Below are 22,714 nucleotides of genomic sequence, written 5' to 3'. Positions count from 1 at the left end.
AAATTGAAAGGAGATCATCATGGGATTATTGATAGACGGGCAATGGCAGGATCAGTGGTATGACACTAAAAGCACTGGCGGTCGCTTCCAACGTTCCGAGAGCCAATTCCGCAACTGGGTGACCGCCGATGGTGCGCCTGGACCCAGCGGTACGGGTGGTTTTGAAGCCCAATCCGGGCGCTACCATTTGTATGGATCGTATGCCTGCCCTTGGGTACACCGGACCCTGGTCATGCGTGCCTGGAAAGGGCTAGAGAAGCACATTGGCCTGTCCGTGGTGCATCCGCTGATGCTGGAGAACGGTTGGGAGCTGCGGGAAGATTTTGACGGCGCTACCGGCGATACGCTCTACGGGCTGGATAAACTCTATGAACTCTATTTGAAGGCGGACAATCGCTACAGCGGCCGGGTAACCGTGCCCGTGTTGTGGGACAAGCAGCGGGAGACCATCGTCAGCAATGAGTCGGCGGATATTATTCGCATGCTCAACCGCGCCTTCGATGATCGCGGCGCCAGGCCAGGGGACTACTACCCCGAGGATCTGCGCGAATCCATCGAGGCGATCAACGAGACCGTTTATGACAACATCAATAATGGGGTGTACAAGGCCGGTTTCGCCACCAGCCAGGAAGCCTATGATGAAGCAGTGACAGTGCTGTTCGACACCCTGGAGAGCTTGGAGCAGCGCCTTGGCGAGAGCCGCTATCTGGTGGGCAACACCCTGACCGAAGCGGATCTGCGCCTGTGGACCACCCTGCTGCGCTTCGATCCCGTTTACGTAACCCACTTCAAGTGCGATCGCAAGCGCATCCGGGACTATCCCAATCTGGACGGGTTGCTGCGGGAGATTTATCAGCTACCCGGCGTGGCCGAGACGGTCCACATGGACCATATCCGCAATCATTACTTCCGCAGCCATCCGACGGTGAACCCCAACGGCATTGTCTCCATCGGCCCAGAACTGGATTTGTCCGCGCCCCACGGCCGGGATCGTCTGGGCGAGCGGATGGTGCGCGGTGCTTAATCGTTTACGAAAAATACGAAGAAGAGGAACGGGAAGATGACACCTACAACATCCAAGAGAGCTGCTAGCTGGCCAGAAATACCTTATGCCGCCTGGGCGGAAACCTGTGGCGCTTTACACTTGTTCACCCAAATCGTTGGCAAGTACCGGCTTGCCCATACCCCCTGGGTTAACCATTCATGGCACGCAACCCTGTATGCCAATGGGCGTGGTTTGACCACAGCGCTCATTCCAGACGGGCCGGGCGGAGTCGAGGTCTTGTTCGATTTCCTTGACCATCGGGTCGTTGCCGAAACGCCGGGCCACGGGTCGGTAAGCTTCGCCCTTGAGCCGATGTCCGTGGCGGAGTTTCATCAGCGATTTGTGGAGCTGATTAATACCGTTGGCGGCAATCCACAATTCCACGGCCGGCCTAATGAAATTCCCAACCCAATGCCGTTTGAAGAGGACACCCGCTCACGCCCCTACGATGCCGATGCAGTGCAAAGATTTCACCAAGCCTTGGTGTTTATCAGCCAGGTGTTTCAACAATTCCGTACCGGGTTTATCGGCAAGGTCAGCCCGGTGCATCTCTTCTGGGGTAGTTTCGACCTTGCCGTTACCCGTTTTTCCGGGCGTCCAGCGCCAGAACATCCAGGTGGATTCCCCGCGATGCCGGATGAGATCACCCGCGAGGCCTACAGCCATGAAGTGTCTTCGGCAGGCTTCTGGCCCGGCGGCGGGCCGATAGAGGCGGCCGCTTTTTACTCTTATGCGTATCCGACGCCGGCGGGGTTTGATGCCGCCACGGTGATGCCCGCTGATGCCTACTATGACAAAAATGCAGGTGAATTCATTTTGCCTTACGAGGCTGTAAGAGCGGCGCCTGATCCCGAGAAAGCGCTCCTGTCTTTTCTTGAAAGCACTTACACAGCTGCGGCAGAGCTTGGTGGTTGGGACCGATCAAGCCTTGAGTGCCCAACCGGTAAACCTCTCATCCCACGGCCTATTTAAAATCGTAGTCGGTAAGTAAAGAGAAATAGCGCTTTCGAAGGACAAGGAGCAGGACGCGTGGGAATGGTTGGAGGCGGCACCCGCCGGGGAATCCGCCCGGTAGAGGATGTTTTTGTCTTTTGGGTTAGCCCTAATAGGTTTACCGTTCCCGCTCTGGCGGCTTAATAAAGGCAATTCCAAAACACACCACGGCGGTGATGACGGCCTGCTCGGACACCGCTTGGAAACTTGGAGCATAGCGATCATACAGTTGGCCGAGGGCTTCAGAATTAGCTCGGGCTACTCCGTCGATGAGATCGGTATCGTCCATATCTCAGCCATGGCCTTTTCCGTGACGGATCTAAAAGTTATGTCTTTAAGATTAGCAGAACCAATTTTGATGGGTTGATCGACCGCTAAGCAATTAAATTCCAATGCTATCACAGGGAAAAGACGTTGCTAGGACGGCTGAGAAAAAATGGGAAATTTTTGTGATCCGAACGGCGCGCTTATCACGTACCTATTCATGAGTGAATAGCGTGAAGCTGATAAGGAGGAACATCCCATGACAACATTCATTGAGCACTATCGGTTATTCAAGGTATCTGGGGATAAGTATTGCGCGATGCTTATCATCTTACTGCTGATAGGCAGTATGGCCACGGCCACCCTTGAGGCGCAAGAAGCTCCGGAAGGACTTGCGTTTCTAAGGAGCTTAGGTATTTATTGAAGTAACGCCCCACGAAAAAGATAATAAATTCCTGCTGGGCCAGCGTGTATTCGAGACAAAAGCCGGTCAGAGTCAGACTCGTACCTATCGCTTCCATTCAACGAAAATGGATGTCACTTATGAAGTAAAGCTCATGGTTGACCACCACTCGGAAGATTGGAAGCTTGGTGGTTTCCAGCACTTTCTCTGGAGAGGTTGATCTCTATGTGGGTTATCTGCACCCTGAAGGGGGGATCATGAAGGAAATCTTGGTTAAACACCTCTCTGAAATTCAAGCGGAAATGGGCTGGACCGCCTCGGTACCGGTCCCACCAGGTTTGGCCCCGGGATTTTATCAGCTTGTTATTACCGCAGTATGCGAGTTATGCAAGACGGAGACTACCGCCTTTGGTCCCATGGTCCGCGTAGGGCAATTTAAGAAACTGCCTGATCTAAATCTTTTTCCCGAACCGTATGGCGGACAATGGGATAGCGGCGACGGGGAAAGGGAAATTCTATTGAATTCCAAGGATGGGGCTGAGTTTCAAGCGCCGGTTTTACGGTAGGCAAAAGTAATAAAGATGCTAGTTCCGTCTATTCTACGAAAAGGGCGGGTGGCCATCTCAGATAATGAGACGGTCGCCCGCCCTTCTCATTGAGGAAATTGCTTGGCGCGGTTCTAAGAATCAAGGCGAGACTTTACAGCGGGGCTAGGAACAGTCATACAATATTGGGTCCAGCGCAGAAACGTTGCTGCTTATTTTGCTGTTGTGGGGTGTCGTTTTGTTGCCCTATTAGAGGCGGCTTTTACCTTTTACCCAATGATAGGATTCCAATGGGCATACGCCATACATTTTTATTCGAGCCCGCGGTATGGAAAGCGGAGGGAACCTTCTTTGATGCGGCGGGCCATGCTCTGCGGCTGGAGGGGGAAATGCAGGTGACCCACGCGACCCGAGGCTGGCATAGCGAGGGGCGCATGCGGGTGCTAAGCGAGCCGCCATTAGTCATTGAGAATCACTACGATATTATTCCCTTTGCCCCAGGGCGCGATACTACCTCATGGATATCAGTGAACCCGGTGTTGGGAAAACTCTCTGGCCGGTTTGTGCTGGTAGGGGAGATGATCCTGTCTCTGTTTGAAAGCAAAAAGGGAGAACATAGGGGAATGGAGGTATTGGTTAAGCAGGATGATAGGTGTTATCTGGGGCGGGGGACGGTGCTGGCAAAGGGGGGTAAGATCTCATCGTGGTCCATTACCCTTGGGCGTCAGCACCAGGCGTAAAACGCAATGAATTGGATTAAGCGGTTGCAAAATATTCCCTGGTTTCACGGGGACAAAACCCCGCAGGCATTTTCTATACCTATCTTGTGCTACCACAGCTGGGGTGCGAAGGGAGATGCCTATCAGGGGAACGACCACCTTGCACTCGAAAGCGATCTGAAGGAGCTGGGCCGTCGTCAGTATCGCGTGATCCCGCTGCCTACCTTGGTTGGTGTATTGCGCGGCAAAAAGCCCTTAGCATTTCTCGCTGATCGCAAGCTGGTTGGACTCACCTGTGATGATGGCACGGATTTCGACTATTATGATTACAAGGAAGATGAGAACGGTACAGTCTCTAGCCTTCATTCCATACTGGAGCGCAGCGAGCAATGGCTTCCTCGGTTCGGCGATGGCCCCAGGGCTGTTTCGTTTGTGATTGCTTCCCGGGAGGCAGGGGACATTCTCGATCGCACCTGTTTCAACGGACGTGGTGAATGGCGCGATTCTTGGTGGGCTGAAAGCGCGGCAAAAAATGTTTTGGGTATTGCAAACCATAGTTGGGATCACGTACACGATAGGCTTCCCCTAGTCCGTCAGCGACATAATAAAAAGGGTTCCTTCTTCGAGATCGCCACATTTGACGATGCGGAAGGGCAGATCGCGGATGCGCAACGGTATCTCGCGGATAAAAGGAAGGGGAAGGCGCTACCGCTATTCTGTTATCCTTACGGGCACGTTTCACCTTACTTACGTGACGATTATTTCCCTAACCATGGCGTCCGCCTCGGCATTGAAGCGGCTTTTAGCACGGCAGGAGCCTCGGTACGATCCGATACCAATGTTTGGGATATTCCCCGTTTTGTTTGTGGCTGGCACTGGCAGTCGCCCGAGGAATTCTCGGCCCTGCTTGATGCGGTCGAACGAGGCGAGCGATGAAATTGCTAGCCACCATGGCGAGTAGCATTCCACCTAGTGTACGGGCGATTTTGCGCGACTGGCTTCCACCTATTTTCTTACGCGCTATGATGGGTCGGATTTACGCTCAGACGGGTAGTGCTATCGATCTACCTGTAACCAGTGCTACCCTGGTTAACCTTCATGCTGAAGCAGATGCGGCGCTAGCAACCGTTTCGGACGCCATCTTCGTTATTGAGGTTGATCAAGCGGAATCATTGGTAGGACACTTATTTCGCCGACGCTTCAATACCCCCACTTTTCCAAGAGAGCCCCGCCATTTCGTTGCCTTTTCGAAGCTAAGCGACGGCAGTTTGCTGACGCTGGGATACGTGCACTACACGATGTGGGAGGGGTGTGCATTGTGTGGCGGTTTAGTCATAGATGATCGTCATTATCGGCGCATCGGTGAGGCAAGTCGCAAGGCGATCCGCAAGGCAGGCGGCGTTGCGGAGATATTGCTGCGCGCTAGCTTTGACTTGCTTCCAGACGATTTAACGGCTATCTGGGGTCTTGTCGGCGATAAGCAATCCGCAAAGGTTTGCCTGCGGGTGGGCTTTGTCCGAACGGAGTCTGATTTTTTAATGGTGGTGTGGCGAGATGCACGGCTAACCGATGGGCAAAAAACCGAGTGGATAAAGCGCGCCTCCCAACTTGATCCCTTCTAGCCGTTCCAGTTGCGATGACGCGCTTTTCCGCAAAGGCACTTGTCAGTGGTTCTGCCTGCCCGACGCCCACTCCGGTAAAAGCACGATGCAATTGGGATTGAATCCTTGGTTTTTGAGGGTGTCGATTTGCGCTATCGCTTCGCCTTTCGCGAGATCAACCACGGTAATCGAGCCATCGCTCATTGCCGGTAGATTGAGGAAGCTATTCTGGACAAAAACGTAGCGTTCATCAGGCGATAATACCATATGGTGAGCGCCAGGAGCCGTGGGAATAGCCTTCAGCAGCTCGGGGGATTGGGGATCGCTGATATCAAAAATATTCAAATGGCCCGGTTTGGCTGTGGTAACAAAAAGCCGATCACCCTTGCGGTTGAACTCTATGACAAGGGGAACGCCCCGCCCCTGGGGCGCAAAGTCCGCCACTTGCTGGAAATCGAACGCTTTTTTATCCGAATCCCAAACTGCTGTCCAGAGGTTCCCTTCGTACATGTTATTGATATAGACCAGCGGAGGTTCAGCATCGGGCAGAAAGCGAACTTCCACGGGGGCTGCCCCTGAAGGAGAGGGTTTCTCAGAGACCTTGTGGGTGGACAGCACCTTCCCCGTGCTGGGTTCAATGACCGTAATGGTTTCTCCCGCATCGCCTAAATCCGAGTGCCGAACCGTGCTTGTGACCAATAAGCGGTCAAGGCCGTCGTGGAGGGCGATTCCATGGGGATAACGAATAAAAGCTGAGTTTGAAAGCGCAGCCTTGATGGATTTGATAGGCTTATCCGTGGCGGCGTTGCCCACGATAATGTTACTGGACCCCATGCAGGTGAGATACCATGTTTGTTTATCCTTGGAGAAGGTCATGTCCTCCAGAACCTCGCATTGGGGAATCTCTACCGCCTTTATCCGGTAGGGAAACCGGGTTACATCTAGGACGTGCAAAATGCTTTTTCCTAGAGCGGTTACGTAGATTTTGCTATGGTCCTGGTTGTAGTAAAGATGATGGGCCACTAAGCCGGGGGGCAGGGGAATATCCATTAGCATTTTGCCAAAACGGGGTGAATTGGGATCGACATCGATGATGGCGAGCCCTTCTTTCTGAATCATCTGCTCTGGCTTCGCCTCGTAATTGAGCATGGCAAGAATTTCTCCCTGAGCACGGGGAGAAAATAACATCGGAATTATTAAACTAAGCGTAAGGACAACAGTGTAAAAAACGGGAAGAGGGTATCTTTGTTTCATAGCAACAAACCTTCTTAGGCTGTATGTAAAGTGCTTTACTTTTTAACCCATTTTTAGTTTGAAATATCGGATTTGTCTTTATGGGCTGAGTCAGGGGTAGATAAAATAGATTCCAAATTTAAATCCCGAATAGCCTGTACAGCGCATTCCCACCGGCCTTCAGCGCATAGTCCGCTTATTCCAGCATTTTCGTAAGCTTCAAGCGCGGCCTCTAAACAGGCGAGCCGAATCGTTTCCGCGACTTTAGTATTATTCATAATTGACTTAGTTTACTCATTGTATCCGATTTTTTATACCTTGAAATTCTCCATGGATGGTGAACGACCCCCTAGCGAGAGTGCGAAGTGAAACTTTGCTGCGAGCGCGACCTGCCTGCAGTAGATAGGGGGCCAGGTTACTTGCGTTTTGCTATGAATTCGCGCTATGATTTTCCCGTTGCCACAAGCGCAACCTATCCTCGGGAGGAGGAGAAGTGATGCGCGTGGAGGGTGATACCCCACCGAGGGCCTTGCGCGCTAAGTCGTGGCCAGCCCGAGGCACTCGTTGAAGCGCGAATTCTCCAGGCTGATGAGGTTTTGTCTGCCTGCGCGTGTCCGCACGCAGACAGGTAGGAACAAAGCTGACATCAGTCATGGCGAAACTCCAATTTATTAAGGTTGTTCCATAAATTTTCACGAGAATTACAGTGCCAGCGGCATTCTCCATCCATAGCACCATTGCGTAGCTTTGGTGTTTGGGTGGAGATAAATAGCGAAGCGAGCATTGCTCGCTAATCTTTCGGTCTTTCCTGTTTTTTGATGTATTCCCTCAATACTTCGAGCGGCGCTCCTCCAGCAGTTATCAGGCAATAAGCTCTAGTCCATAGAACAGGTTTCCAGTAGAAGTTGAGTAGATACTCATTGAAAACTAATATTTAGTATACTCTTTCAAATATATTCTTCTGACGGAAAACATTATCCGTGACTGATATCTCGGTAGCCATCGCATTACATGTATTAGGAGTCGTCTGGTGGATCGGCGGCTTGGCACTGGTAACGACGGTCGTGCTGCCGCAACTGCGCAGCGATCCGGTCAACGCGTTGGAGCGCTTTCACACCATTGAACGCCGGTTTGCGCCGCAGGTCCGTATAGCGGTACTGATTGTAGGCGCTTCTGGTGGTTGGCTACTTTATCGGCTACAACTCTACCATGTTCTCGGCGAGCTGGCTTTTTGGTGGTTGCCAGCAATGATGGCGCTGTGGACACTGTTCTTTCTCATGTTATTCATTCTCGGGCCAACCGGCGTGCTGCGCCGCATTATGTCAGGTCCGCTAAATGCCGACCTGGCACGCCGGTTGGCGCGCATGCACTTGCTGCATGCTGTGCTGCTGATTGCGGCGCTCGTTATCATTGCAGGTGCTGTGGCTGGCAATCATGGCTGAGGCTGCTACATAACTCACAAGTGCCGTTGCATTATTACCGCTTCGTTTTCCTCGCTCCACGCCCGCCAACTCGCGAATAGTGAGGTGCGCCGGTGCTCAATGCTGATGACTAATTTATGGAGCGAGAGATTCTACCCATGCTCTGATCGTCAGCAACGGATCACCGTTGTGGTTCGCTACGCCGTGTTACCGCCTGCAGCAAGCTGAGTGACATGAATAGTCTCTGGATCATCGGCGTGCTCTAGCAGAAGGCGGCGGACACGCTCCTGCCACGCTTCGGCAAAAGCAGCGAGCATCTCGGTATCGGCATACCCTTGCAGGACCGCCATGATACGTTTTTGTTGCGCGCCATTCATCGGCACAGTACCCGCATTGAAGCTCACGGCAACAGCAGCTCCCGTATCCAGCCGCTCGAAATGTACTCATCGCCATTAGTCCCGGGGTCTGAGGCAAAGTCGAGCAGACTGTTGCGGGCAAACTGTCCGCCGAGACCCTTGAATCCGCCGCCTCCGGCCGCACCGGTAAGTAACGTTAGAACCTGGGCGATCACACCGCTGGTGCCATCATACTCCGGCGTCGGCATTTGCACCGTGACGCCGCCGCGTTCGGGTAGCGTGTCTGGGTAAAGCGCAGCCAACGCAGCACGACCGATGAGAAACGCTCCTACTACCGTGGGGCAGGAGTGGCCCGCCAAGCGCACTGCGTCCGCATAACGATAATCTATGATACCGTCAGCGCTTGCGCCAAGCAGTTGAGCCAGCGGGTCGCGTACGCGCACCACTGGCGCTTCATCGAAGAAATCTGGAAAACTCATGTCATTGCTCCCTGGGATTAGTCACTTTTTTCGAGTTCGGACGGCTCACGTCAGCGGTGTAACGTTGATCCCCCTGCCGAAAAAACGTTTAATCTAATAAGTAGTGGCAGTGGGCCATAATCATTGCTGATGCAGGTGCGCTCGCCGGGAGTAAGTGCATTCAGAACGTCGAAAAGGTAGCTGGTCTGCTGCTCACCCATAGGTATGCCGTTGTGAGGTATTGCGCCAAGCTCCGTATCGTAATCGTTAATACATATATAGTAAATGAATGTTATACAAACCTTCATAAGAACTGCCAGCGGTAAGATAAAAGTGATTGGTCAGAAAGTAGTCGTGAATATTATGGCAGGTGCTTACCTTCTTTCGGTAATTATTGATTATCTTTCCATGCTGTGCTAAAAAAAGTATAACAAATGCGCTTTTTCTATGAGCCAATCAACTTTAAACCAAGACAAAATCATTTTCGCCCTGCATGAAGTGATTGATCCCGAGGCCGGCGTCAGCATAGTCGACCTGGGTCTTATCTATCATATTCAGCTGTATGAGCGCCGCATTGATATCCGGATGACGATGACCACTCCGGCCTGTCCTTTGCACGAGTCCATTCGCGCTGAGATTAAAGCGGCGATTGGGCGTTGTTTGCCGGAGATTAGTGAAGTGTCCGTGGAATTGGTATGGGATCCTCCCTGGCACCCGGATAGGATGTCTGAAAGGGCTAAACGTCAGCTAGGTTGGTTTGGCCGGTAGGAAAAAATATTATTTTTGGCGGGGAATTGACGGTGCTTAGATGATCTATCGCGTGCTTTTATTCGTGCTAGGGTTTTTATGTCTACCTGTTGCTTTTTTAGCGCTGTATGGCCTGCCCATGGTACCAAGCTTGTTTGGCGCGCTCATCAGCCTTGAGCGGAGTGTTGCCCTGGGCCTCCGCCGGCGGGCTTATGAATGTCTGATCTATAAGGCATTAAGAGGCGTATTCCTCACTCGTGGGCAGCATTGGCAAGCAAAGGCGGCAGTTGTTTGAGCCAGGGAAAGAGTAAGCCCTTATCGGTTGATCTTTTCTTCTTTCCCGTTGCAGCTGCTTTGGCGGTGGTTGCCATGCCGGTTTGGATGGCAATGTTACAGGGTTGGATATCTCCCCCTGGGCCTTATTGGCACGGGCATGAGATGTTGCTGGGTTATGCTTTTGCCGTGGTCTCTGGGTATCTTATTACCCGAGTATCGGCGGTGACAGTAGGGCTCCTTTTCTTCAGTTGGCTTGTTGCGCGCCTGGCAGCTTTTGGTTTTATGGGGGAAGGTTTGCCAGCAGCTTTACCGGGTCTGATTTTTGCTGGGCTGGTGGCCTATTTCACCGCATCCCCTTTCCTGCGGGCAGCAAAGAAATTTGAAAACCGGGTTTTTGGACCCTTGTTTATCGGGATTGGCATTTGCGAGCTTATTTACCAGTTAGGGGCGAGCAAGGTAGTGCCTGGCGCGGAACCATTTGCCTTGCTGGTGGCTGTGGATTTATTTGCGTTGCTCTTATTGCTCATGGGAGGGCGCGTGATTGCGCCGGCGGTAGCAGGTCATTTTCATCGGCGTGGGGAGGTTCTAGCCGCCCGAGTCCAGCCTCGCTTGGAGCGGATGGCCATTTTATGTATGCTGGGCATGATTATCCTGGATATGATTCCAGGCGCGGCCCCGGCTGGGGGAATATTCGCTCTAGGCGCCAGTGCTGTGACCGCGATCCGGGCCTGGCGCTGGCGGTTGTGGCGGGTATTGGATACCCCCCATCTGTGGGCTTTAGGCTTGGGCTATCTTTGGCTTGTTCCAGGTCTCGGTCTCAAGGGGTGGGCACAGCTTACGGGGAGTCTTAGTTTAGACTGGGCGCTCCACGGCGTTACCGTTGGCGCTCTTGGAACACTGACCCTTGTTGTGATGGCCCGTACCCGCTTGCAACGGAGCCGTCAAGGGCTTGAGGATTTTAGGGATATAGGTGCCGCGGCATTAGGGGTGAGCCTCGCTGCCATACTACGCTTAGGTGCACCGTTGGCGGATGGAGAGTATATGTTCTTGCTTTTATGGGGTTCTGCCATCGCTTGGTCGGTTGCCTTTAGCTTGCTGTTGCGCCGTTTAATTCTTATTCATCGCAAAGGGCCGGAAGGAGCAAGAAAAAGACGGGAATATTAAGAGTAAGAGCGACTTTCACTCCGGCTTCCAAATCTTCCACGGTTTTTGCGGGACTACGGCTATGAACAGCGACGGTGGCCTCGTCCGCTTCATCTTTTGGTTTAACTAAAGCGGTGAACCCCTTTTCCCTGACCAGCATTGAAGTATCGTAGGGATTAGCATAAATTAAATCCACTTTTCCGGCATCAATGGCATCACGCTGGGTTTGAAAATCATTAGATAGAATTGCGTATTAAAAAAATACTTGTCTGAATTTGTAATAAATTTTCAAAAATATTTTTTAGCAAGGAGTTCACATACTCTTTCATATCATTGAAGCGATACTTTCAGCCGCTCTTTTGACATCAAGAAAAATCAACCCAAGTTTTGCGCGGGGTTTTGCCATGACTGTGAGCACCGCTTCATCGCCCGCATAGGTCATTAGCACATAGCCGTGATCCCCTTTTATCAGAACTTGCTCCAAGGCCCCACGCTCTAATTCTTTGGCGCTTCTATCACCCAAAGCCAACATGGCGGCGCTCATGGCGCCTATCCTGTCTTTATCGAGAGTAGTAGGCAAAACCGAGGCTATCATTAGTCCATCGATTGAAATGACTCCAGATGCCTCGATATCAGCGGAGGTGCTATTGAGATCATTGAGGACTGCAGTCAGCATATCTGCGCGCATTTCATGCTCCTATTACCAAGCCATTTAAGAGAAAGATTATTGCAGTAAGTATGTAGTGAAATAGGGATTGGAGATCTAGACGGGGTTCACAGAACGGGGTTCTTTCGCTCAACCTAATGTCCTAATTATTATTGACATAAATGTTATGTTATAACATTTATGTATAAATTTAGAGAGTGAATGCAAGTGGTTATATTGAGATGGGCAAGCCTCTGCTGGGGGATGCTGTTTTTGTTGCCTTTTTTTAAGGCACAAGCAATGGACGACGCCGTAGCATTGGAAGCGTTAGTGGTGACGGCTGATCCCTTGGGCAGAAGCGAGGAGGATATATTGCAGCCTACTTCGGTACTGATGGGTAAGGCGTTATCGATTAAGGATAAACGCAATATTGGGGAGGCTGTGGCTGGGGAACTCGGGGTGACTTCCAGCGACTTTGGCCCTGCGGTAGGCCGTCCAATTATCCGGGGTTTGGGCGGAACCCGCGTTCGCGTATTAGAAGACGGCATTGGGGCCATGGATGTTTCCGCTATCAGTCCGGACCATGCGGTGGCTGTCCAACCTTTCTTTGCGGATCAGATTGAAATTTTCAAGGGGCCGGCTACTTTACTATACGGCAGTGGTGCTATTGGGGGAGTGGTTAATATTGTCGACCACCGAATTCTCGATTATGTCCCCGAAGCCATTGAGGGGGATGTGTACGGCCATTATGATTCGGTTGCTGATGACGCTACCGGCGTTTTTCGCTTTAATGCCGGTGCAGGTGATTTTGCATTTCACCTGGCTGGCCTTTTGCGGGATACGGAGGATTATGGTATTCCGGGATTTGCCCAGGTTAATCCTGAGCCGGCCGCGAAAAGTGGAACACTTGCAAACAGCGATGTCCACACCAAGAATTTTACCGGTGGTTTATCTCTCGTTCGTGATGAGGGATTTTTAGGGCTTGCCGTGAGTCGCCTCACCAATGAATATGGTGTCCCTGGTGAGCATGGGCATGAAGATGAAGCAGGGCAGGCGCACGAAGAGGGCGGAGTCCGTATTGATCAAGCCCAGACCCGTCTTGATATTAAAGGGGCCTTATACTTACCTTTAGCGGGAATCCAAACCATTAAAACCCGATGGGGCCATAATGATCATACCCATCAGGAATTTGAGCCCTCTGGGCTGGCTAGCACGATTTTAAATAACAAAGAGTGGGAGGGTCGGGTTGAATTTCTTCATACTCCTTTTGGAGAGTGGGAGGGGGTCGCTGGATTGCAATACCGCAACCGGGACCTTTCCGCTAGAGGGGAGGAGGCTTTCATGCCTCCCTCCTCGCGGATGGATTCTATGAGCGTCTTTATTTTAGAAGGGCGTGCTTGGCGGCGCTGGCATTTCGAGATGGGGGGGCGATTTGAGCATCAGGTAGCTAAGAAATCAGAGGGTGGCCCGCACGCGAGCCATGATCTATTCAGTATCTCTGGCGGAGCCATGTGGGATTTCTGGAAAGACTATGCTGTCGGCTTCAATGTTTCCCATTCCGAGCGGGCCCCCGCGTTGGAAGAGCTATTTTCAGAAGGTCCCCACCTGGCTACCAATACGTTTGAAATTGGCAATCCTTTCCTGAACAAGGAAATCTCCAATAATTTGGATCTATCCTTGCGTAAGACTCGTTCACATTGGCATTGGAAGTTGAATCTTTTTGCTAATTTCATCAGCGATTTCATTTTCTTACAAGAGCAGGATAAAAATGGTGATGGGATGGCTGATCGGGTTAATTTGGAAGGGGAATTAGCCATGGACCCGGATGCGCTTTTATTGGTAAACGAAAAACAAGCGGATGCTGAGTTTTTTGGCGTAGAATTTGAAACGGTAATAGGTCTATTTGAGGATCATCGCGGTAAGCTAGATCTTCGTTTATGGACCGACTATGTCAGGGGTAAATTGAAAAATGGCGCTAATTTACCTCGAATAACGCCTTTGCGTTTTGGGAGTGAATTGGACTATGAGCGAGGACCGGGGTATGCGGGTATTAATCTAATGCGGGTTCAAGCCCAAGGGGAGACGGCAGCACTAGAGACAGAGACTGGAGGCTATACCCTATTAAAGGCTTATATGGGATATCGCTTTGCGCTGGGGCCGGTGCAGTATGCTGTTTTCCTGCGGGGGACAAATCTCTTAGATGAGGAAGCCCGGCGCCATACTTCCTTTTTAAAAAACCAGGCTCCTTTACCAGGCCGTTCAGCCATGGTCGGCGTAAACGCGACTTTCTAACCTCTGTTGGCCTGCTTTTTCTCAGAGATAATGTGTTTTGCTGATGTTTGCTGCCGCCGCTTCTGGATAGCGCGGGCAAGTTCACGAAGCAACTGCTCGCTTTCTTCCCAGCCCATACAGGCATCGGTGATGCTTTGACCATAAGTAAGAGGAGTGTTTGGAATAACATCCTGGCGTCCTGCTATGAGATGGCTTTCCAGCATAACCCCCATGATCCGCTCATCGCCCGCAGCAATTTGCCCCGCAATATCCCTAGCCACTAGCGCTTGCTTTTTGGGGCTCTTGCTACTGTTGCCATGGCTGCAATCAATCATGACTTGAGGCCGAAGGCCCGTTTGAATAAGATTCTGGGCTGTTTTGTTAACGCTTTCCGCATCGTAATTAGGTTTCTGTCCACCCCGTAAAATGAGATGGCAATATGGATTTCCGGCCGTTGAAAAAATAGCTGAACGGCCAGCCAGGGTGAGGGAGAGAAAATGATGGGGCTTTGAGGCCGAGACGATAGCGGACATGGCGGCACCTAGACTGCCGTTGGTCGCATTCTTAAAGCCAACCGGACATGAGAGTCCCGAAGCGAGTTCCCGATGCACCTGACTTTCGGTTGTACGAGCGCCGATTGCGCCCCAGGCAATGAGATCAGCGACATATTGCGGGCTGATGAGATCCAGGTATTCAGTACCTGCCGGCACGCCTGTTTCGGCCAGATCCAACAGCAGTTTACGGGCCAGGCGCAAGCCTTCATTAATCTGAAAACTACCGTCCAAATGGGGATCGTTAATAAGCCCTTTCCAGCCTACCGTAGAGCGAGGTTTCTCAAAATATACCCGCATGACGATGAGCAATTCATCGGCAAGCTCGTCAATCAGTAGCTTGAGTCTTTTTCCATAATCCCGCGCAGCCTGGGGATCATGGATGGAGCAGGGGCCGGCGATCACCAGCAGGCGGTCATCTTTCCCGCCGAGCACTTCCTGAATGGCTTGCCGGGCTCGATAGACTGTTTCCGAAGCTTCACCGGTAATGGGCAAACCCTCATGGAGTTGGGCCGGAGGAATAACTTCTTGAATGTTCTTAATGCGAAGATCTTCAGTAGGAAAGCTCATAGGTTAATTATTTCCGTTACACTAACGCTCTATTTTACTGGGTGTTTAATTCGGACACGATCATTATATAAATATACGAAGTGCTACTGAAACAGCTCAGCGTTGAGGATAAGATGGGCCCAGATGCTAGCGCCATAGCCTAAGGCAATGGCCCAAATCCATTTCAAATGGGCAAAAAAAGTATAAACTCCCCGGGCCTGGCCCATTACTGCTACTCCCGCTGCTGAACCGATGGAAAGCAGTGAGCCCCCAACCCCAGCGGTCAGGGTCACTAACAGCCATTGGCCGTGTCCCATGTCCGGTTCCATGGAGAGTACCGCAAACATGACCGGGATATTATCTACGATAGCAGAAAGTATGCCTACTAGAATATTGGCAGTAGTCGGTCCTAGATCCACGTACATGAATTGGGAGCCTAGCGCCAGATAGCCAATGGCGCCCAATCCACCGACACAAAGAATAATGCCATAAAAGAACATCAGAGTATCCCATTCCGCCCGTTCTAATTGCTCAAATATGTTAAATGGCCTGGCAAGGGGTTGGGGATGTCCGCCACTTTTTTCACTACTTTGCTGGTTGAGAAAGCTGAGCACGGCTTCATCGCGGCGCTTGAGATAGTAGCCAAAGAATTTGAGTAATCCCAGCCCGGTCATCATGCCCAACACGGGCGGCAAGTGGAGGAAATTATGGAAGCTAACTGCCATGGTAATCGTGACGATAAACAGGCCGATGACGATCCAGGCACCATTTTTCAGTGCTACATATTCATCCAAAGCTGGCGGGTGGGCTTTGGGAATGGCAAACGCCATAAACACTGCGGGTACCAGCCAATTGATCAAGGATGGAAAAAACAAGACAAAAAATTCTTGAAATTCCACCATGCCTTTTTGCCACACCATAAGGGTTGTGATATCGCCGAAAGGACTAAAAGCGCCTCCCGCATTGGCGGCCACTACCACGTTAATGCAGGCGACTACCACAAACTGGCGATTGCTTCCTCCAACCGCCATGACTACCGTCGCCATCAATAGGGCCGTGGTAAGGTTATCGGCGATGGGGGAGATAAAAAAAGCAAGCAAGCCTGTCAGCCAGAAGATAGTACGCAGGGAGAAGCCTTGTGAAACCAGCCAGGCGCGCAGAACCTCGAATACCTTTCGCTCGCCCATGGTATTAATATAGGTCATGGCCGCTAGCAAAAATAGAAAGAGTTCCGCAAACTCTAGTAAGTTATGACGGAGGGCTTCTCCAGCTATCCCAGGCGTTCCGATCTGGACCTCCGCGGCCGCAACGAGCGCCCAGATAATGCCCGCAGCGACAATCACCGGTTTGGATTTTCGTAAGTGTAGCCGCTCCTCCAGGATCACTAATGTATAGGCCAGCACAAAAATGAACAGGGCACTATAGCCCGCCCAATGCTGGGTGAGATCGAGGGATTCAGAGGTTTCGGCAGCGAAGCTCAATTCCGGCGCGATAGAGAAGGCCAACAGCATCCAAAGTGCTTGGATTCTCCCCGGCAAGGCAATTTGAGAAAAATCTCGGTGCATTACTTATCCTTGATTAATAAAAAATAGTGGCCAATGATACCTTAAGTCAAAACAGTGGTACGCGCCGTTTAAAAATCGGCACGAAGGGTGACTTCCTAAAGGAGATTCGGTAAATTGCCGGTTTCTTTAAAGAGTATGATGGTGATAAGTTATTTATATATCTTGTTTTTGAGCAAGCTAGTTTAGCGATGTCGTTTATTCATTATCGCATTATTCCTAAAAATCCCCAGGCCCACCTGTTCCAGGTGACACTTACTATTTTAGAACCTGCTCCTAAAGGCCAGCGTTTGTCGCTACCGGCCTGGATTCCAGGGAGTTATTTGATTCGCGATTTTGCCAAGCACATAGTACGGCTTAGCGCCGAATCCCAGGGGCAACCGCTTACCGTTGAAAAAATAAGCAAATCTGTCTGGCAATGCGCGCCAAGCACGGAGCCGCTAACGCTTAGTTACGAGATTTATGCTTGGGATAGTTCGGTACGGGCAGCGCATCTTGATACTTTCCATGGCTTCTTTAATGGCACCAGCATGTTTCTTAGGGTGGAGGGGCAAGCGGATCAGCCCTGCACCGTTACCCTTGTGCCGCCAGAAGGGGAGGTGTACCGCCGCTGGCGAGTAGCTACCGCTTTGCCTCGGGCTGGTGCCGAACCCTATGGCTTTGGTGACTATCAGGCGGGGGATTATGAGGAACTGATTGATCATCCGGTGGAAATGGGCGAGTTTAGCCTGGCCACCTTCGAGGCTTGTGGTGTTCCCCACGATATCGTTATTACGGGCCGCCATCGGGCTGATATGGAGCGTCTGAGTCGGGATCTGACAGTTTTATGCGAACATCATATCCGTTTCTTTGGCGAACCCGCACCCATGGACCGTTATGTCTTTTTAGTGACTGCCGTGGGCGAAGGGTATGGGGGGTTGGAACATCGGGCTTCGAGTGCTTTGCTATGCAGTCGAAACGATTTGCCTCAAGTAGGAGAAACCGAGGTGCGGGAAGGATATCGGAATTTTCTTGGCTTATGCAGCCATGAATATTTCCATACCTGGAATATCAAGCGTATCAAGCCTGCCGCTTTTGTTCCCTACGATCTTCAGCAAGAGAATTACACCCACCTGCTTTGGGCTTTTGAAGGCATTACCTCCTATTATGACGATCTGGGGCTGGTGCGTTCGGGGCTGATTAGCCAAGAGAGTTATTTAGAGTTGCTGGGACAGACCATCACCCGGGTGTTGCGAGGCTCGGGCCGGCTTAAGCAAAATCTAGCCGAATCCAGCTTTGATGCCTGGACGAAGTTTTACCAGCAGGATGAAAACGCTCCCAATGCTATCGTGAGTTACTATACCAAGGGTGCATGGGTAGCCCTGACGCTGGATCTAACTCTGCGGCGCGAAACCCACGGCAAGTGTTCCTTGGATGAGGTGATGCGGGCGTTGTGGGAGGCTTATGGCAAAACGGGGGCAGGCGTACCTGAGGATGGGGTAGAACGGCAGGTTGCTGAAGTTTCAGGCGTGGAGCTAACGGATTTCTTTGAAGTAGCGCTGCGGCGGGCGGAGGATCTTCCCCTGCAAGCGTTGTTGGCCCAGGTTGGGATTCGCTATGAGCTGCGTACCTCAGAATCCAATGATGATAAAGGCGGTAAACCTAGCAACGGGGGCGAGCCTCGCGCTAGGCTAGGTATTCGCCTGGTTCCGAATGAAAAAGAGGCTAGGATCAGCCAAGTCTTCGATGAGAGTGCGGCTCAATGGGCCGGACTCTCAGCTGGGGATAGCCTCATTGCCGTGGATGGCATTAGGGTGACCGCCAGCAATCTGGAGAAAGTCATTGGCTCTTATCCAGGAGGAGCGAGAGTTCTTATCCATGCTTTTCGGCGGGATGAATTGCGGGAGTTTGAGGTCACTTTGCAACTGCCTCCCAAGGATACCTGCGTGCTGACTATGGATGAAAACGCTCATCCGCCCGCTGTGGCCGCCCGGGAGGCTTGGTTAGCGGTAAAGTAGGTGTAAAGTAGGTGTCGTTGGGACTGGCTCAAGTCAAATCTGGAAGCGGCCTTTCGTTGTACCTCTGTAAAGAGCAAGAAAGAACTGGTGCATCTGGCGTTGAAGGAATTTGTCGATCATCACCAGCGCAAAGACCTGCGGGAGTTGCCAGGGCGGGCTGGTATCCGATCGGATTATGACCACAAGGCGTTGCGTGAATACAGGCATAACACGTGATATTGGTGGATACGTCGGTCTGGATCGATTTTCTGCGTGACCGCGACAGCCTGGGGTCTAGGTCCTAAATAGGATTCTGGATCACGATTATTCCTTCGGCATCACGGGCATTATTTGCCAGGGGGATATTCCAGGGGGCGGATTCGCCGAAAAGCTTGCGTGTGTTGGTGAATTATTTCGCAACGCAGCGGTTTTATTATCCATTGGACAAGCATTGATACGTAATAGGTGTGCCGCAGAGATGTATAGGCACTGTCGGCGCCATGGAGTGACGATACGTAGTACGGTTAATTGCCTGATCGCGCAAATTGCCCTGGAGCATAATTTATTTCTGTTGCATAGCGATCGGGATTTTCAATTGATGAAAGGCTGCATCCCTGAATTACGGGAATGGTCGAATAATTAATTCCAGGGACAGGAAAGGTAGGGGTTAGGTAATGGAGTGCATAAACCGGAAGAGTTTTGGGGGATCATGAAAAAAGCATTGATTACCGGCGTCACCGGCCAGGATGGGGTGTATCTGGTTGAGTTTTTACTGAAAAAAGGCTATGAAGTTCATGGCATTAAGCGTCGGGCTTCCCTGTTTAATACCGACCGGATTGATCATCTCTATCAAGATCCCCATGAATCCGAGCGGCGTTTTATTTTGCACTATGGGGATTTAACGGACGCCACCAATCTTATCCGGGTCATCCAGGAAGTGCAGCCGGATGAAATTTATAATTTGGCGGCTCAAAGCCACGTGGCGGTTTCCTTTGAAACGCCTGAATACACGGCGAATGCCGATGCTCTGGGGACGCTGCGGTTGCTGGAGGCGATTCGCATTTTAGGGTTGGAGGAGAAGGTGCGTTTTTATCAAGCGTCTACTTCCGAACTCTATGGCAAGGTGCAGTCCGTGCCGCAGAATGAACAGACGCCTTTTTATCCCCGTTCCCCTTATGCCGCGGCCAAGCTCTATGCTTATTGGATCACGGTGAATTACCGGGAAGCCTATGGCATGTATGCCTGCAATGGAATCCTCTTTAATCATGAATCGCCGGTTCGGGGCGAGACTTTTATCACCCGCAAGATTACCCGGGGGTTGGTGCGGATCGCTTTGGGCTTACAGAGCTGCTTGCATGTGGGGAATCTGGAAGCGCGGCGGGACTGGGGCCATGCCCGGGACTATGTGAAAGCCCAGTGGCTGATGCTGCAACAATCATGGCCGGATGATTATGTGATTGCCACTGGCGAGCAACACTCAGTGCGGGAATTTATCGAACAGGCGGCCCAGGTGCTCGGGCTTTCCTTGGATTGGCAAGGCCAAGGGGAAGAAGAAATCGCCGTGGTGAGGGCGGTTGCCGGGCAGGCCATGGAATACGGCCATATCCAATCTGGCGATGTGATCATTCGTATTGATGGCCGTTATTTCCGTCCTACCGAGGTGGAAACGCTGCTAGGCGATGCCAGCAAGGCCCGCCGGGAGTTGGGGTGGGCGCCGCAAATCGCCTTTGATGGGCTGGTGCGGGAGATGGTCATGGAGGACTTGAAATACGCCAAGCGAGATGTGCTTTGCCGCCAGGAGGGATACCGGACCTTTGATTATTATGAGTGAGCGCTTCTATGCCATAGCGGAATAAGATGCGTATCTTAATTTACGGTATTAACTTTACCCCGGAATTGACTGGTACCGGCAAGTATAGTGGGGAGATGGCGGCGTGGCTGGCAGGTCGCGGGCATGAAGTCCGGGTAGTGACGGCTCCTCCCTATTATCCGGAATGGCGCGTTAAGGAGGGTTACTCCAGTTGGCGTTATCGCCGTGAAAGCTTCGCCCTTCCAGTAGGCGAGGGTTTTAGCGGCTGGCGTTGCCCCCTTTGGGTGCCCCATGCTCCTTCCGGCTTAACCCGGTTATTGCATCTAGCCACTTTCATGTTAACCAGTACGCCCATTATGTTGCGCTATCTCCTATGGCGTCCCCATGTGGTTTTGCTGGTTGCGCCCACGCTTTTTTGCGCTCCCGTGGCCTGGATCGTGGCGCGGCTTGGGGGAGGGGCGGTCTGGTTGCATCTGCAGGATTTTGAATTGGACGCTGCGGTGGGGCTTAATCTATTGCGTCATGGCTGGTTGCGTGGCGCCGCCAGGATTTTTGAGTGGCAGTGGCTGTTGGCTTTTGATCGGGTTTCCAGTATTTCCCCTCGGATGCTGTCCCATCTGGGGGACAAAGGGGTGGTTGAAACGCGATGCGTGCTTTTTCCTAATTGGGTGGATACTCAAGCGCTTTATCCTCTACCGGGAGTGAGTGCCTACCGGGCTGAGCTGGGAATCGTCCCGGAGACGGTCGTGGCCCTTTACTCGGGCAATATGGGGGAGAAGCAAGGGCTGGAGCTTTTGGTGGAGGCGGCCCGGCGGTTGCGGAGCCGGCCAGAAATCGTATTTGTGCTGGCCGGTACGGGGGTTGCCCGCGCCCGGCTGGAAGCCCAGGGAAAGGACTTACCCAATCTTCGATGGTGGCCATTGCAACCCGCCGAGCGGTTGAACGAATGGCTCAATTTAGCGAATATTCACTTATTGCCCCAGCGCGCCGATGCGGCTGATCTGGTGATGCCTTCCAAATTGACGGGGATGCTGGCCAGTGGCCGGCCTGTGGTGGCCACGGCGCGGCTGGAGACTCAAATCGGGCAAGTGGTCGCGGGCTGTGGACAGTTAGTGGCGCCGGGGGATGTGGATGGATTGGCGGAAGCCATTTATCAACTGGCGCGGAACCCCGGTCGGCGGCTTAAGCTCGGGCAACAGGCACGGCGTTATGCCGTGGAGCACTGTGATTATGAGCGCGTGATGTTGGATTTTGAAAAAAACCTGGGAAGTTTATTGCCTTCCCCCTAAAGGGGAAGGGGTGGATGGGAAGACAACTTCCTATCCTCCTTCCTGCTGGGTGAGGGGAGGGGTCAGTTTATCATCAATTCAAGAGAGTGCCATGATGACAACTAACAGGAACCGTTTTGTGGATACCGGTTTAAGAATCTCCAGTCGGGAGAGATTAAGCAAAGGATGGGGGCGTATTCTTTGCTTTTTGATGATCGGACTTTTAGCGGCTTGCGGTGCTAGCACTCCTTCCCGGGAAGCAGCAAGTCCGCTCCCGGAATCCACGATGAGCACGCATGCCAGTTTATCGTCACAGGCGGTGGAGGAAAATAGTGGTTATCGCATTGGTCCTTATTGCAAGCGCTTGCCTCCGCTCAGGGAGTCAACAAGGTGGCCGATCTGGACGGGGTAAAGCTGTTCCGTCCTACGGGCAATAACACTAAACAAATTTTATATTACAATATCGAGGCTATTCGAGAAGGGGTCGTGCCGGACCCGAAAATTTACGCGGATGATATCATCGTGGTCGAGGAGTCGGGCACTAAGGTGTTTTTCGACGAACTTTCTAATTATATCCGCTTTTTTGCGAACCCGTTTATATTTTTCTAAAGAGACAATTTTTTATTGCTACGGGACATCAATCGAAGTATATCTGTTTTTTTCCTAAAAATAATTTTTATTAGAGCCGTATCTTAGTTAAAAACTTCTGCGCTGCTCACAGCTTGGGAGGATATTCCTCGCTCCAGGGGATGGAGAATAATTTCCTTAAATCTAGGAATTGTGATAAAATCCACGGAGTGCAATATAGTATCATCAAATTTTTTATTTTGGCTGCCTTTTGGGGGACTTTTAGTCTGTTAGCAATATTAGTTGCTGC

General features: G+C 51.7%; 30 protein-coding genes. 19 read left to right on the top strand and 11 right to left on the bottom strand.

The genetic code is table 11. The annotated features are described in order from the left end of the window. Positions 1-19: 19 nt before the first annotated feature. Together NWAT_RS08055 and NWAT_RS08050 are read left to right on the top strand one after the other, a co-directional pair. On the top strand, positions 20-1,024 hold the full coding sequence (locus NWAT_RS08055; protein WP_013220615.1) for a glutathione S-transferase family protein: 1,005 nt from the start codon (positions 20-22) through the stop codon (positions 1,022-1,024). Positions 1,025-1,060: 36 nt separating this feature from the next. Next, on the top strand, positions 1,061-2,017 hold the full coding sequence (locus tag NWAT_RS08050; RefSeq protein WP_013220614.1) for a DUF5996 family protein: 957 nt from the start codon (positions 1,061-1,063) through the stop codon (positions 2,015-2,017). Between the two features lie 139 nt (positions 2,018-2,156). On the opposite strand, the gene NWAT_RS17410 is transcribed toward NWAT_RS08050, so the two are convergent. Then, a complete protein-coding gene (locus tag NWAT_RS17410) occupies positions 2,157-2,327 on the bottom strand; it encodes a hypothetical protein (protein ID WP_013220613.1) in 171 nt (56 codons plus the stop codon). Between the two features lie 234 nt (positions 2,328-2,561). Between NWAT_RS17410 and NWAT_RS16680 the strand changes: the two genes are divergently transcribed. The 5 genes from NWAT_RS16680 (at position 2,562) to NWAT_RS08030 (ending at position 5,591) form a co-directional block, all read left to right on the top strand. After that, positions 2,562-2,726 carry a hypothetical protein gene (locus NWAT_RS16680; RefSeq protein ID WP_013220612.1) on the top strand — a complete coding sequence of 55 codons (165 nt, stop codon included), beginning with the start codon at positions 2,562-2,564 and terminating at the stop codon, positions 2,724-2,726. A gap of 137 nt (positions 2,727-2,863) precedes the next feature. Beyond that, entirely contained in the window at positions 2,864-3,271 is a 408-nt protein-coding gene (locus NWAT_RS08045) for a hypothetical protein (protein ID WP_041350601.1), read from the top strand. A gap of 269 nt (positions 3,272-3,540) precedes the next feature. Then, a complete protein-coding gene (locus NWAT_RS08040) occupies positions 3,541-3,990 on the top strand; it encodes a hypothetical protein (protein ID WP_013220610.1) in 450 nt (149 codons plus the stop codon). Between the two features lie 6 nt (positions 3,991-3,996). Further along, positions 3,997-4,905 carry a polysaccharide deacetylase family protein gene (locus NWAT_RS08035; protein ID WP_013220609.1) on the top strand — a complete coding sequence of 303 codons (909 nt, stop codon included), beginning with the start codon at positions 3,997-3,999 and terminating at the stop codon, positions 4,903-4,905. Further along, positions 4,902-5,591: a hypothetical protein gene (locus NWAT_RS08030; protein WP_013220608.1), complete on the top strand. Its 690-nt coding sequence runs from the start codon at positions 4,902-4,904 to the stop codon at positions 5,589-5,591. Before NWAT_RS08035 ends, NWAT_RS08030 begins: the two co-directional genes overlap by 4 nt. A gap of 42 nt (positions 5,592-5,633) precedes the next feature. Here the strand turns inward: NWAT_RS08030 and NWAT_RS08025 are convergent, their stop codons facing one another. The 4 genes from NWAT_RS08025 to NWAT_RS18030 all read right to left on the bottom strand — a co-directional run bounded on the left by NWAT_RS08025 (position 5,634) and on the right by NWAT_RS18030 (position 7,737). Further along, a complete protein-coding gene (locus NWAT_RS08025; RefSeq protein ID WP_013220607.1) occupies positions 5,634-6,824 on the bottom strand; it encodes a YncE family protein in 1,191 nt (396 codons plus the stop codon). Positions 6,825-6,877: 53 nt separating this feature from the next. Beyond that, positions 6,878-7,081: a hypothetical protein gene (locus NWAT_RS08020; protein WP_013220606.1), complete on the bottom strand. Its 204-nt coding sequence runs from the start codon at positions 7,079-7,081 to the stop codon at positions 6,878-6,880. 151 nt (positions 7,082-7,232) lie between these two features. Next, entirely contained in the window at positions 7,233-7,457 is a 225-nt protein-coding gene (locus NWAT_RS08015; RefSeq protein WP_013220605.1) for a hypothetical protein, read from the bottom strand. A gap of 136 nt (positions 7,458-7,593) precedes the next feature. Beyond that, entirely contained in the window at positions 7,594-7,737 is a 144-nt protein-coding gene (locus NWAT_RS18030) for a transposase (RefSeq protein WP_083781473.1), read from the bottom strand. 46 nt (positions 7,738-7,783) lie between these two features. Between NWAT_RS18030 and NWAT_RS08010 the strand changes: the two genes are divergently transcribed. Next, positions 7,784-8,245, top strand: a complete 462-nt coding sequence (locus NWAT_RS08010; protein ID WP_013220604.1) for a hypothetical protein — start codon at positions 7,784-7,786, stop codon at positions 8,243-8,245. Positions 8,246-8,421: 176 nt separating this feature from the next. On the opposite strand, the gene NWAT_RS17405 is transcribed toward NWAT_RS08010, so the two are convergent. Further along, on the bottom strand, positions 8,422-8,628 hold the full coding sequence (locus NWAT_RS17405) for a hypothetical protein (RefSeq protein WP_232420064.1): 207 nt from the start codon (positions 8,626-8,628) through the stop codon (positions 8,422-8,424). Next, complete coding sequence (locus NWAT_RS08005; protein ID WP_232420063.1) at positions 8,625-9,059, bottom strand: hypothetical protein; 435 nt, start codon at positions 9,057-9,059, stop codon at positions 8,625-8,627. Before NWAT_RS08005 ends, NWAT_RS17405 begins: the two co-directional genes overlap by 4 nt. A gap of 426 nt (positions 9,060-9,485) precedes the next feature. Between NWAT_RS08005 and NWAT_RS08000 the strand changes: the two genes are divergently transcribed. From NWAT_RS08000 to NWAT_RS07990, 3 genes are read left to right on the top strand one after another with little or no spacing between them, the layout of a single operon-like run. After that, positions 9,486-9,806: a metal-sulfur cluster assembly factor gene (locus tag NWAT_RS08000; RefSeq protein WP_013220603.1), complete on the top strand. Its 321-nt coding sequence runs from the start codon at positions 9,486-9,488 to the stop codon at positions 9,804-9,806. Positions 9,807-9,846: 40 nt separating this feature from the next. Beyond that, positions 9,847-10,080, top strand: coding sequence for a hypothetical protein (locus NWAT_RS07995; RefSeq protein WP_013220602.1), 234 nt, complete (start codon positions 9,847-9,849; stop codon positions 10,078-10,080). Beyond that, positions 10,077-11,225, top strand: coding sequence for an NnrS family protein (locus tag NWAT_RS07990; protein ID WP_013220601.1), 1,149 nt, complete (start codon positions 10,077-10,079; stop codon positions 11,223-11,225). The genes NWAT_RS07995 and NWAT_RS07990 overlap by 4 nt, the downstream gene beginning before the upstream one ends. On the opposite strand, the gene NWAT_RS07985 is transcribed toward NWAT_RS07990, so the two are convergent. Both NWAT_RS07985 and NWAT_RS07980 read right to left on the bottom strand, forming a co-directional pair. Continuing rightward, positions 11,176-11,451, bottom strand: a complete 276-nt coding sequence (locus tag NWAT_RS07985; protein WP_269724281.1) for a PhnD/SsuA/transferrin family substrate-binding protein — start codon at positions 11,449-11,451, stop codon at positions 11,176-11,178. The two genes, NWAT_RS07990 and NWAT_RS07985, sit on opposite strands and share 50 nt — an antisense overlap. A gap of 78 nt (positions 11,452-11,529) precedes the next feature. After that, a complete protein-coding gene (locus NWAT_RS07980; RefSeq protein WP_013220600.1) occupies positions 11,530-11,892 on the bottom strand; it encodes a roadblock/LC7 domain-containing protein in 363 nt (120 codons plus the stop codon). Positions 11,893-12,150: 258 nt separating this feature from the next. On the opposite strand from NWAT_RS07980, the gene NWAT_RS07975 reads away from it, so the two are divergent. Beyond that, the gene (locus NWAT_RS07975; RefSeq protein WP_232420062.1) at positions 12,151-14,142 is read left to right on the top strand and encodes a TonB-dependent receptor; all 1,992 of its coding nucleotides are present in this window, start codon (positions 12,151-12,153) and stop codon (positions 14,140-14,142) included. On the opposite strand, the gene NWAT_RS07970 is transcribed toward NWAT_RS07975, so the two are convergent. Together NWAT_RS07970 and nhaD are read right to left on the bottom strand one after the other, a co-directional pair. Beyond that, complete coding sequence (locus NWAT_RS07970) at positions 14,139-15,242, bottom strand: 3-deoxy-7-phosphoheptulonate synthase (protein WP_013220598.1); 1,104 nt, start codon at positions 15,240-15,242, stop codon at positions 14,139-14,141. The genes NWAT_RS07975 and NWAT_RS07970 overlap by 4 nt on opposite strands. 83 nt (positions 15,243-15,325) lie before the next feature. Further along, on the bottom strand, positions 15,326-16,786 hold the full coding sequence (gene nhaD, locus NWAT_RS07965; protein ID WP_013220597.1) for a sodium:proton antiporter NhaD: 1,461 nt from the start codon (positions 16,784-16,786) through the stop codon (positions 15,326-15,328). A gap of 188 nt (positions 16,787-16,974) precedes the next feature. Here nhaD and NWAT_RS07960 point away from each other — a divergent pair, with 188 nt between their 5' ends. The 7 genes from NWAT_RS07960 to NWAT_RS17390 all read left to right on the top strand — a co-directional run bounded on the left by NWAT_RS07960 (position 16,975) and on the right by NWAT_RS17390 (position 22,446). Then, positions 16,975-18,780 carry a M61 family metallopeptidase gene (locus NWAT_RS07960; RefSeq protein WP_013220596.1) on the top strand — a complete coding sequence of 602 codons (1,806 nt, stop codon included), beginning with the start codon at positions 16,975-16,977 and terminating at the stop codon, positions 18,778-18,780. A gap of 39 nt (positions 18,781-18,819) precedes the next feature. Further along, positions 18,820-18,996 carry a type II toxin-antitoxin system VapB family antitoxin gene (locus NWAT_RS16125; RefSeq protein ID WP_083781437.1) on the top strand — a complete coding sequence of 59 codons (177 nt, stop codon included), beginning with the start codon at positions 18,820-18,822 and terminating at the stop codon, positions 18,994-18,996. A gap of 241 nt (positions 18,997-19,237) precedes the next feature. Further along, positions 19,238-19,402, top strand: a complete 165-nt coding sequence (locus NWAT_RS17400; protein ID WP_232420060.1) for a PIN domain-containing protein — start codon at positions 19,238-19,240, stop codon at positions 19,400-19,402. A gap of 63 nt (positions 19,403-19,465) precedes the next feature. After that, positions 19,466-20,590, top strand: coding sequence for a GDP-mannose 4,6-dehydratase (gmd, locus tag NWAT_RS07955; protein ID WP_198342202.1), 1,125 nt, complete (start codon positions 19,466-19,468; stop codon positions 20,588-20,590). A 26-nt stretch (positions 20,591-20,616) separates the two neighbouring features. Further along, positions 20,617-21,858 (top strand): glycosyltransferase WbuB, encoded by a 1,242-nt coding sequence (locus NWAT_RS07950; protein WP_013220594.1) that lies wholly within the window; start codon positions 20,617-20,619, stop codon positions 21,856-21,858. Between the two features lie 91 nt (positions 21,859-21,949). Next, a complete protein-coding gene (locus NWAT_RS17395) occupies positions 21,950-22,249 on the top strand; it encodes a hypothetical protein (RefSeq protein ID WP_232420059.1) in 300 nt (99 codons plus the stop codon). Next, positions 22,228-22,446 carry a hypothetical protein gene (locus NWAT_RS17390; RefSeq protein WP_232420058.1) on the top strand — a complete coding sequence of 73 codons (219 nt, stop codon included), beginning with the start codon at positions 22,228-22,230 and terminating at the stop codon, positions 22,444-22,446. The genes NWAT_RS17395 and NWAT_RS17390 overlap by 22 nt, the downstream gene beginning before the upstream one ends. Positions 22,447-22,714: the final 268 nt, after the last annotated feature.

Origin of the sequence: Nitrosococcus watsonii C-113, assembly GCF_000143085.1 — a bacterium.
Taxonomy (GTDB): Bacteria; Pseudomonadota; Gammaproteobacteria; order Nitrosococcales; family Nitrosococcaceae; genus Nitrosococcus; species Nitrosococcus watsonii.
This window is presented reverse-complemented; position numbering and strand designations above follow the sequence as displayed.

Excerpts from the sequence above, each read along its gene's own strand:
- NWAT_RS08040 (WP_013220610.1), top strand. The coding sequence starts at position 3,541 with ATGGGCATACGCCATACATTTTTATTCGAGCCCGCGGTATGGAAAGCG.
- NWAT_RS07970 (WP_013220598.1), bottom strand. The coding sequence starts at position 15,242 with ATGAGCTTTCCTACTGAAGATCTTCGCATTAAGAACATTCAAGAAGTT.
- NWAT_RS07960 (WP_013220596.1), top strand. The coding sequence starts at position 16,975 with ATGTCGTTTATTCATTATCGCATTATTCCTAAAAATCCCCAGGCCCAC.
- NWAT_RS07975 (WP_232420062.1), top strand. The coding sequence starts at position 12,151 with ATGGACGACGCCGTAGCATTGGAAGCGTTAGTGGTGACGGCTGATCCC.
- NWAT_RS08030 (WP_013220608.1), top strand. The coding sequence starts at position 4,902 with ATGAAATTGCTAGCCACCATGGCGAGTAGCATTCCACCTAGTGTACGG.
- NWAT_RS07995 (WP_013220602.1), top strand. The coding sequence starts at position 9,847 with ATGATCTATCGCGTGCTTTTATTCGTGCTAGGGTTTTTATGTCTACCT.
- NWAT_RS16680 (WP_013220612.1), top strand. The coding sequence starts at position 2,562 with ATGACAACATTCATTGAGCACTATCGGTTATTCAAGGTATCTGGGGAT.
- NWAT_RS08020 (WP_013220606.1), bottom strand. The coding sequence starts at position 7,081 with ATGAATAATACTAAAGTCGCGGAAACGATTCGGCTCGCCTGTTTAGAG.
- NWAT_RS08025 (WP_013220607.1), bottom strand. The coding sequence starts at position 6,824 with ATGAAACAAAGATACCCTCTTCCCGTTTTTTACACTGTTGTCCTTACG.
- NWAT_RS08015 (WP_013220605.1), bottom strand. The coding sequence starts at position 7,457 with ATGACTGATGTCAGCTTTGTTCCTACCTGTCTGCGTGCGGACACGCGC.
- nhaD (WP_013220597.1), bottom strand. The coding sequence starts at position 16,786 with ATGCACCGAGATTTTTCTCAAATTGCCTTGCCGGGGAGAATCCAAGCA.
- NWAT_RS17400 (WP_232420060.1), top strand. The coding sequence starts at position 19,238 with ATGTATAGGCACTGTCGGCGCCATGGAGTGACGATACGTAGTACGGTT.
- NWAT_RS08035 (WP_013220609.1), top strand. The coding sequence starts at position 3,997 with ATGAATTGGATTAAGCGGTTGCAAAATATTCCCTGGTTTCACGGGGAC.
- NWAT_RS08000 (WP_013220603.1), top strand. The coding sequence starts at position 9,486 with ATGAGCCAATCAACTTTAAACCAAGACAAAATCATTTTCGCCCTGCAT.
- NWAT_RS17395 (WP_232420059.1), top strand. The coding sequence starts at position 21,950 with ATGATGACAACTAACAGGAACCGTTTTGTGGATACCGGTTTAAGAATC.
- NWAT_RS08005 (WP_232420063.1), bottom strand. The coding sequence starts at position 9,059 with ATGAGTTTTCCAGATTTCTTCGATGAAGCGCCAGTGGTGCGCGTACGC.
- NWAT_RS17410 (WP_013220613.1), bottom strand. The coding sequence starts at position 2,327 with ATGGACGATACCGATCTCATCGACGGAGTAGCCCGAGCTAATTCTGAA.
- NWAT_RS07980 (WP_013220600.1), bottom strand. The coding sequence starts at position 11,892 with ATGCGCGCAGATATGCTGACTGCAGTCCTCAATGATCTCAATAGCACC.
- NWAT_RS08055 (WP_013220615.1), top strand. The coding sequence starts at position 20 with ATGGGATTATTGATAGACGGGCAATGGCAGGATCAGTGGTATGACACT.
- NWAT_RS08050 (WP_013220614.1), top strand. The coding sequence starts at position 1,061 with ATGACACCTACAACATCCAAGAGAGCTGCTAGCTGGCCAGAAATACCT.
- NWAT_RS07950 (WP_013220594.1), top strand. The coding sequence starts at position 20,617 with ATGCGTATCTTAATTTACGGTATTAACTTTACCCCGGAATTGACTGGT.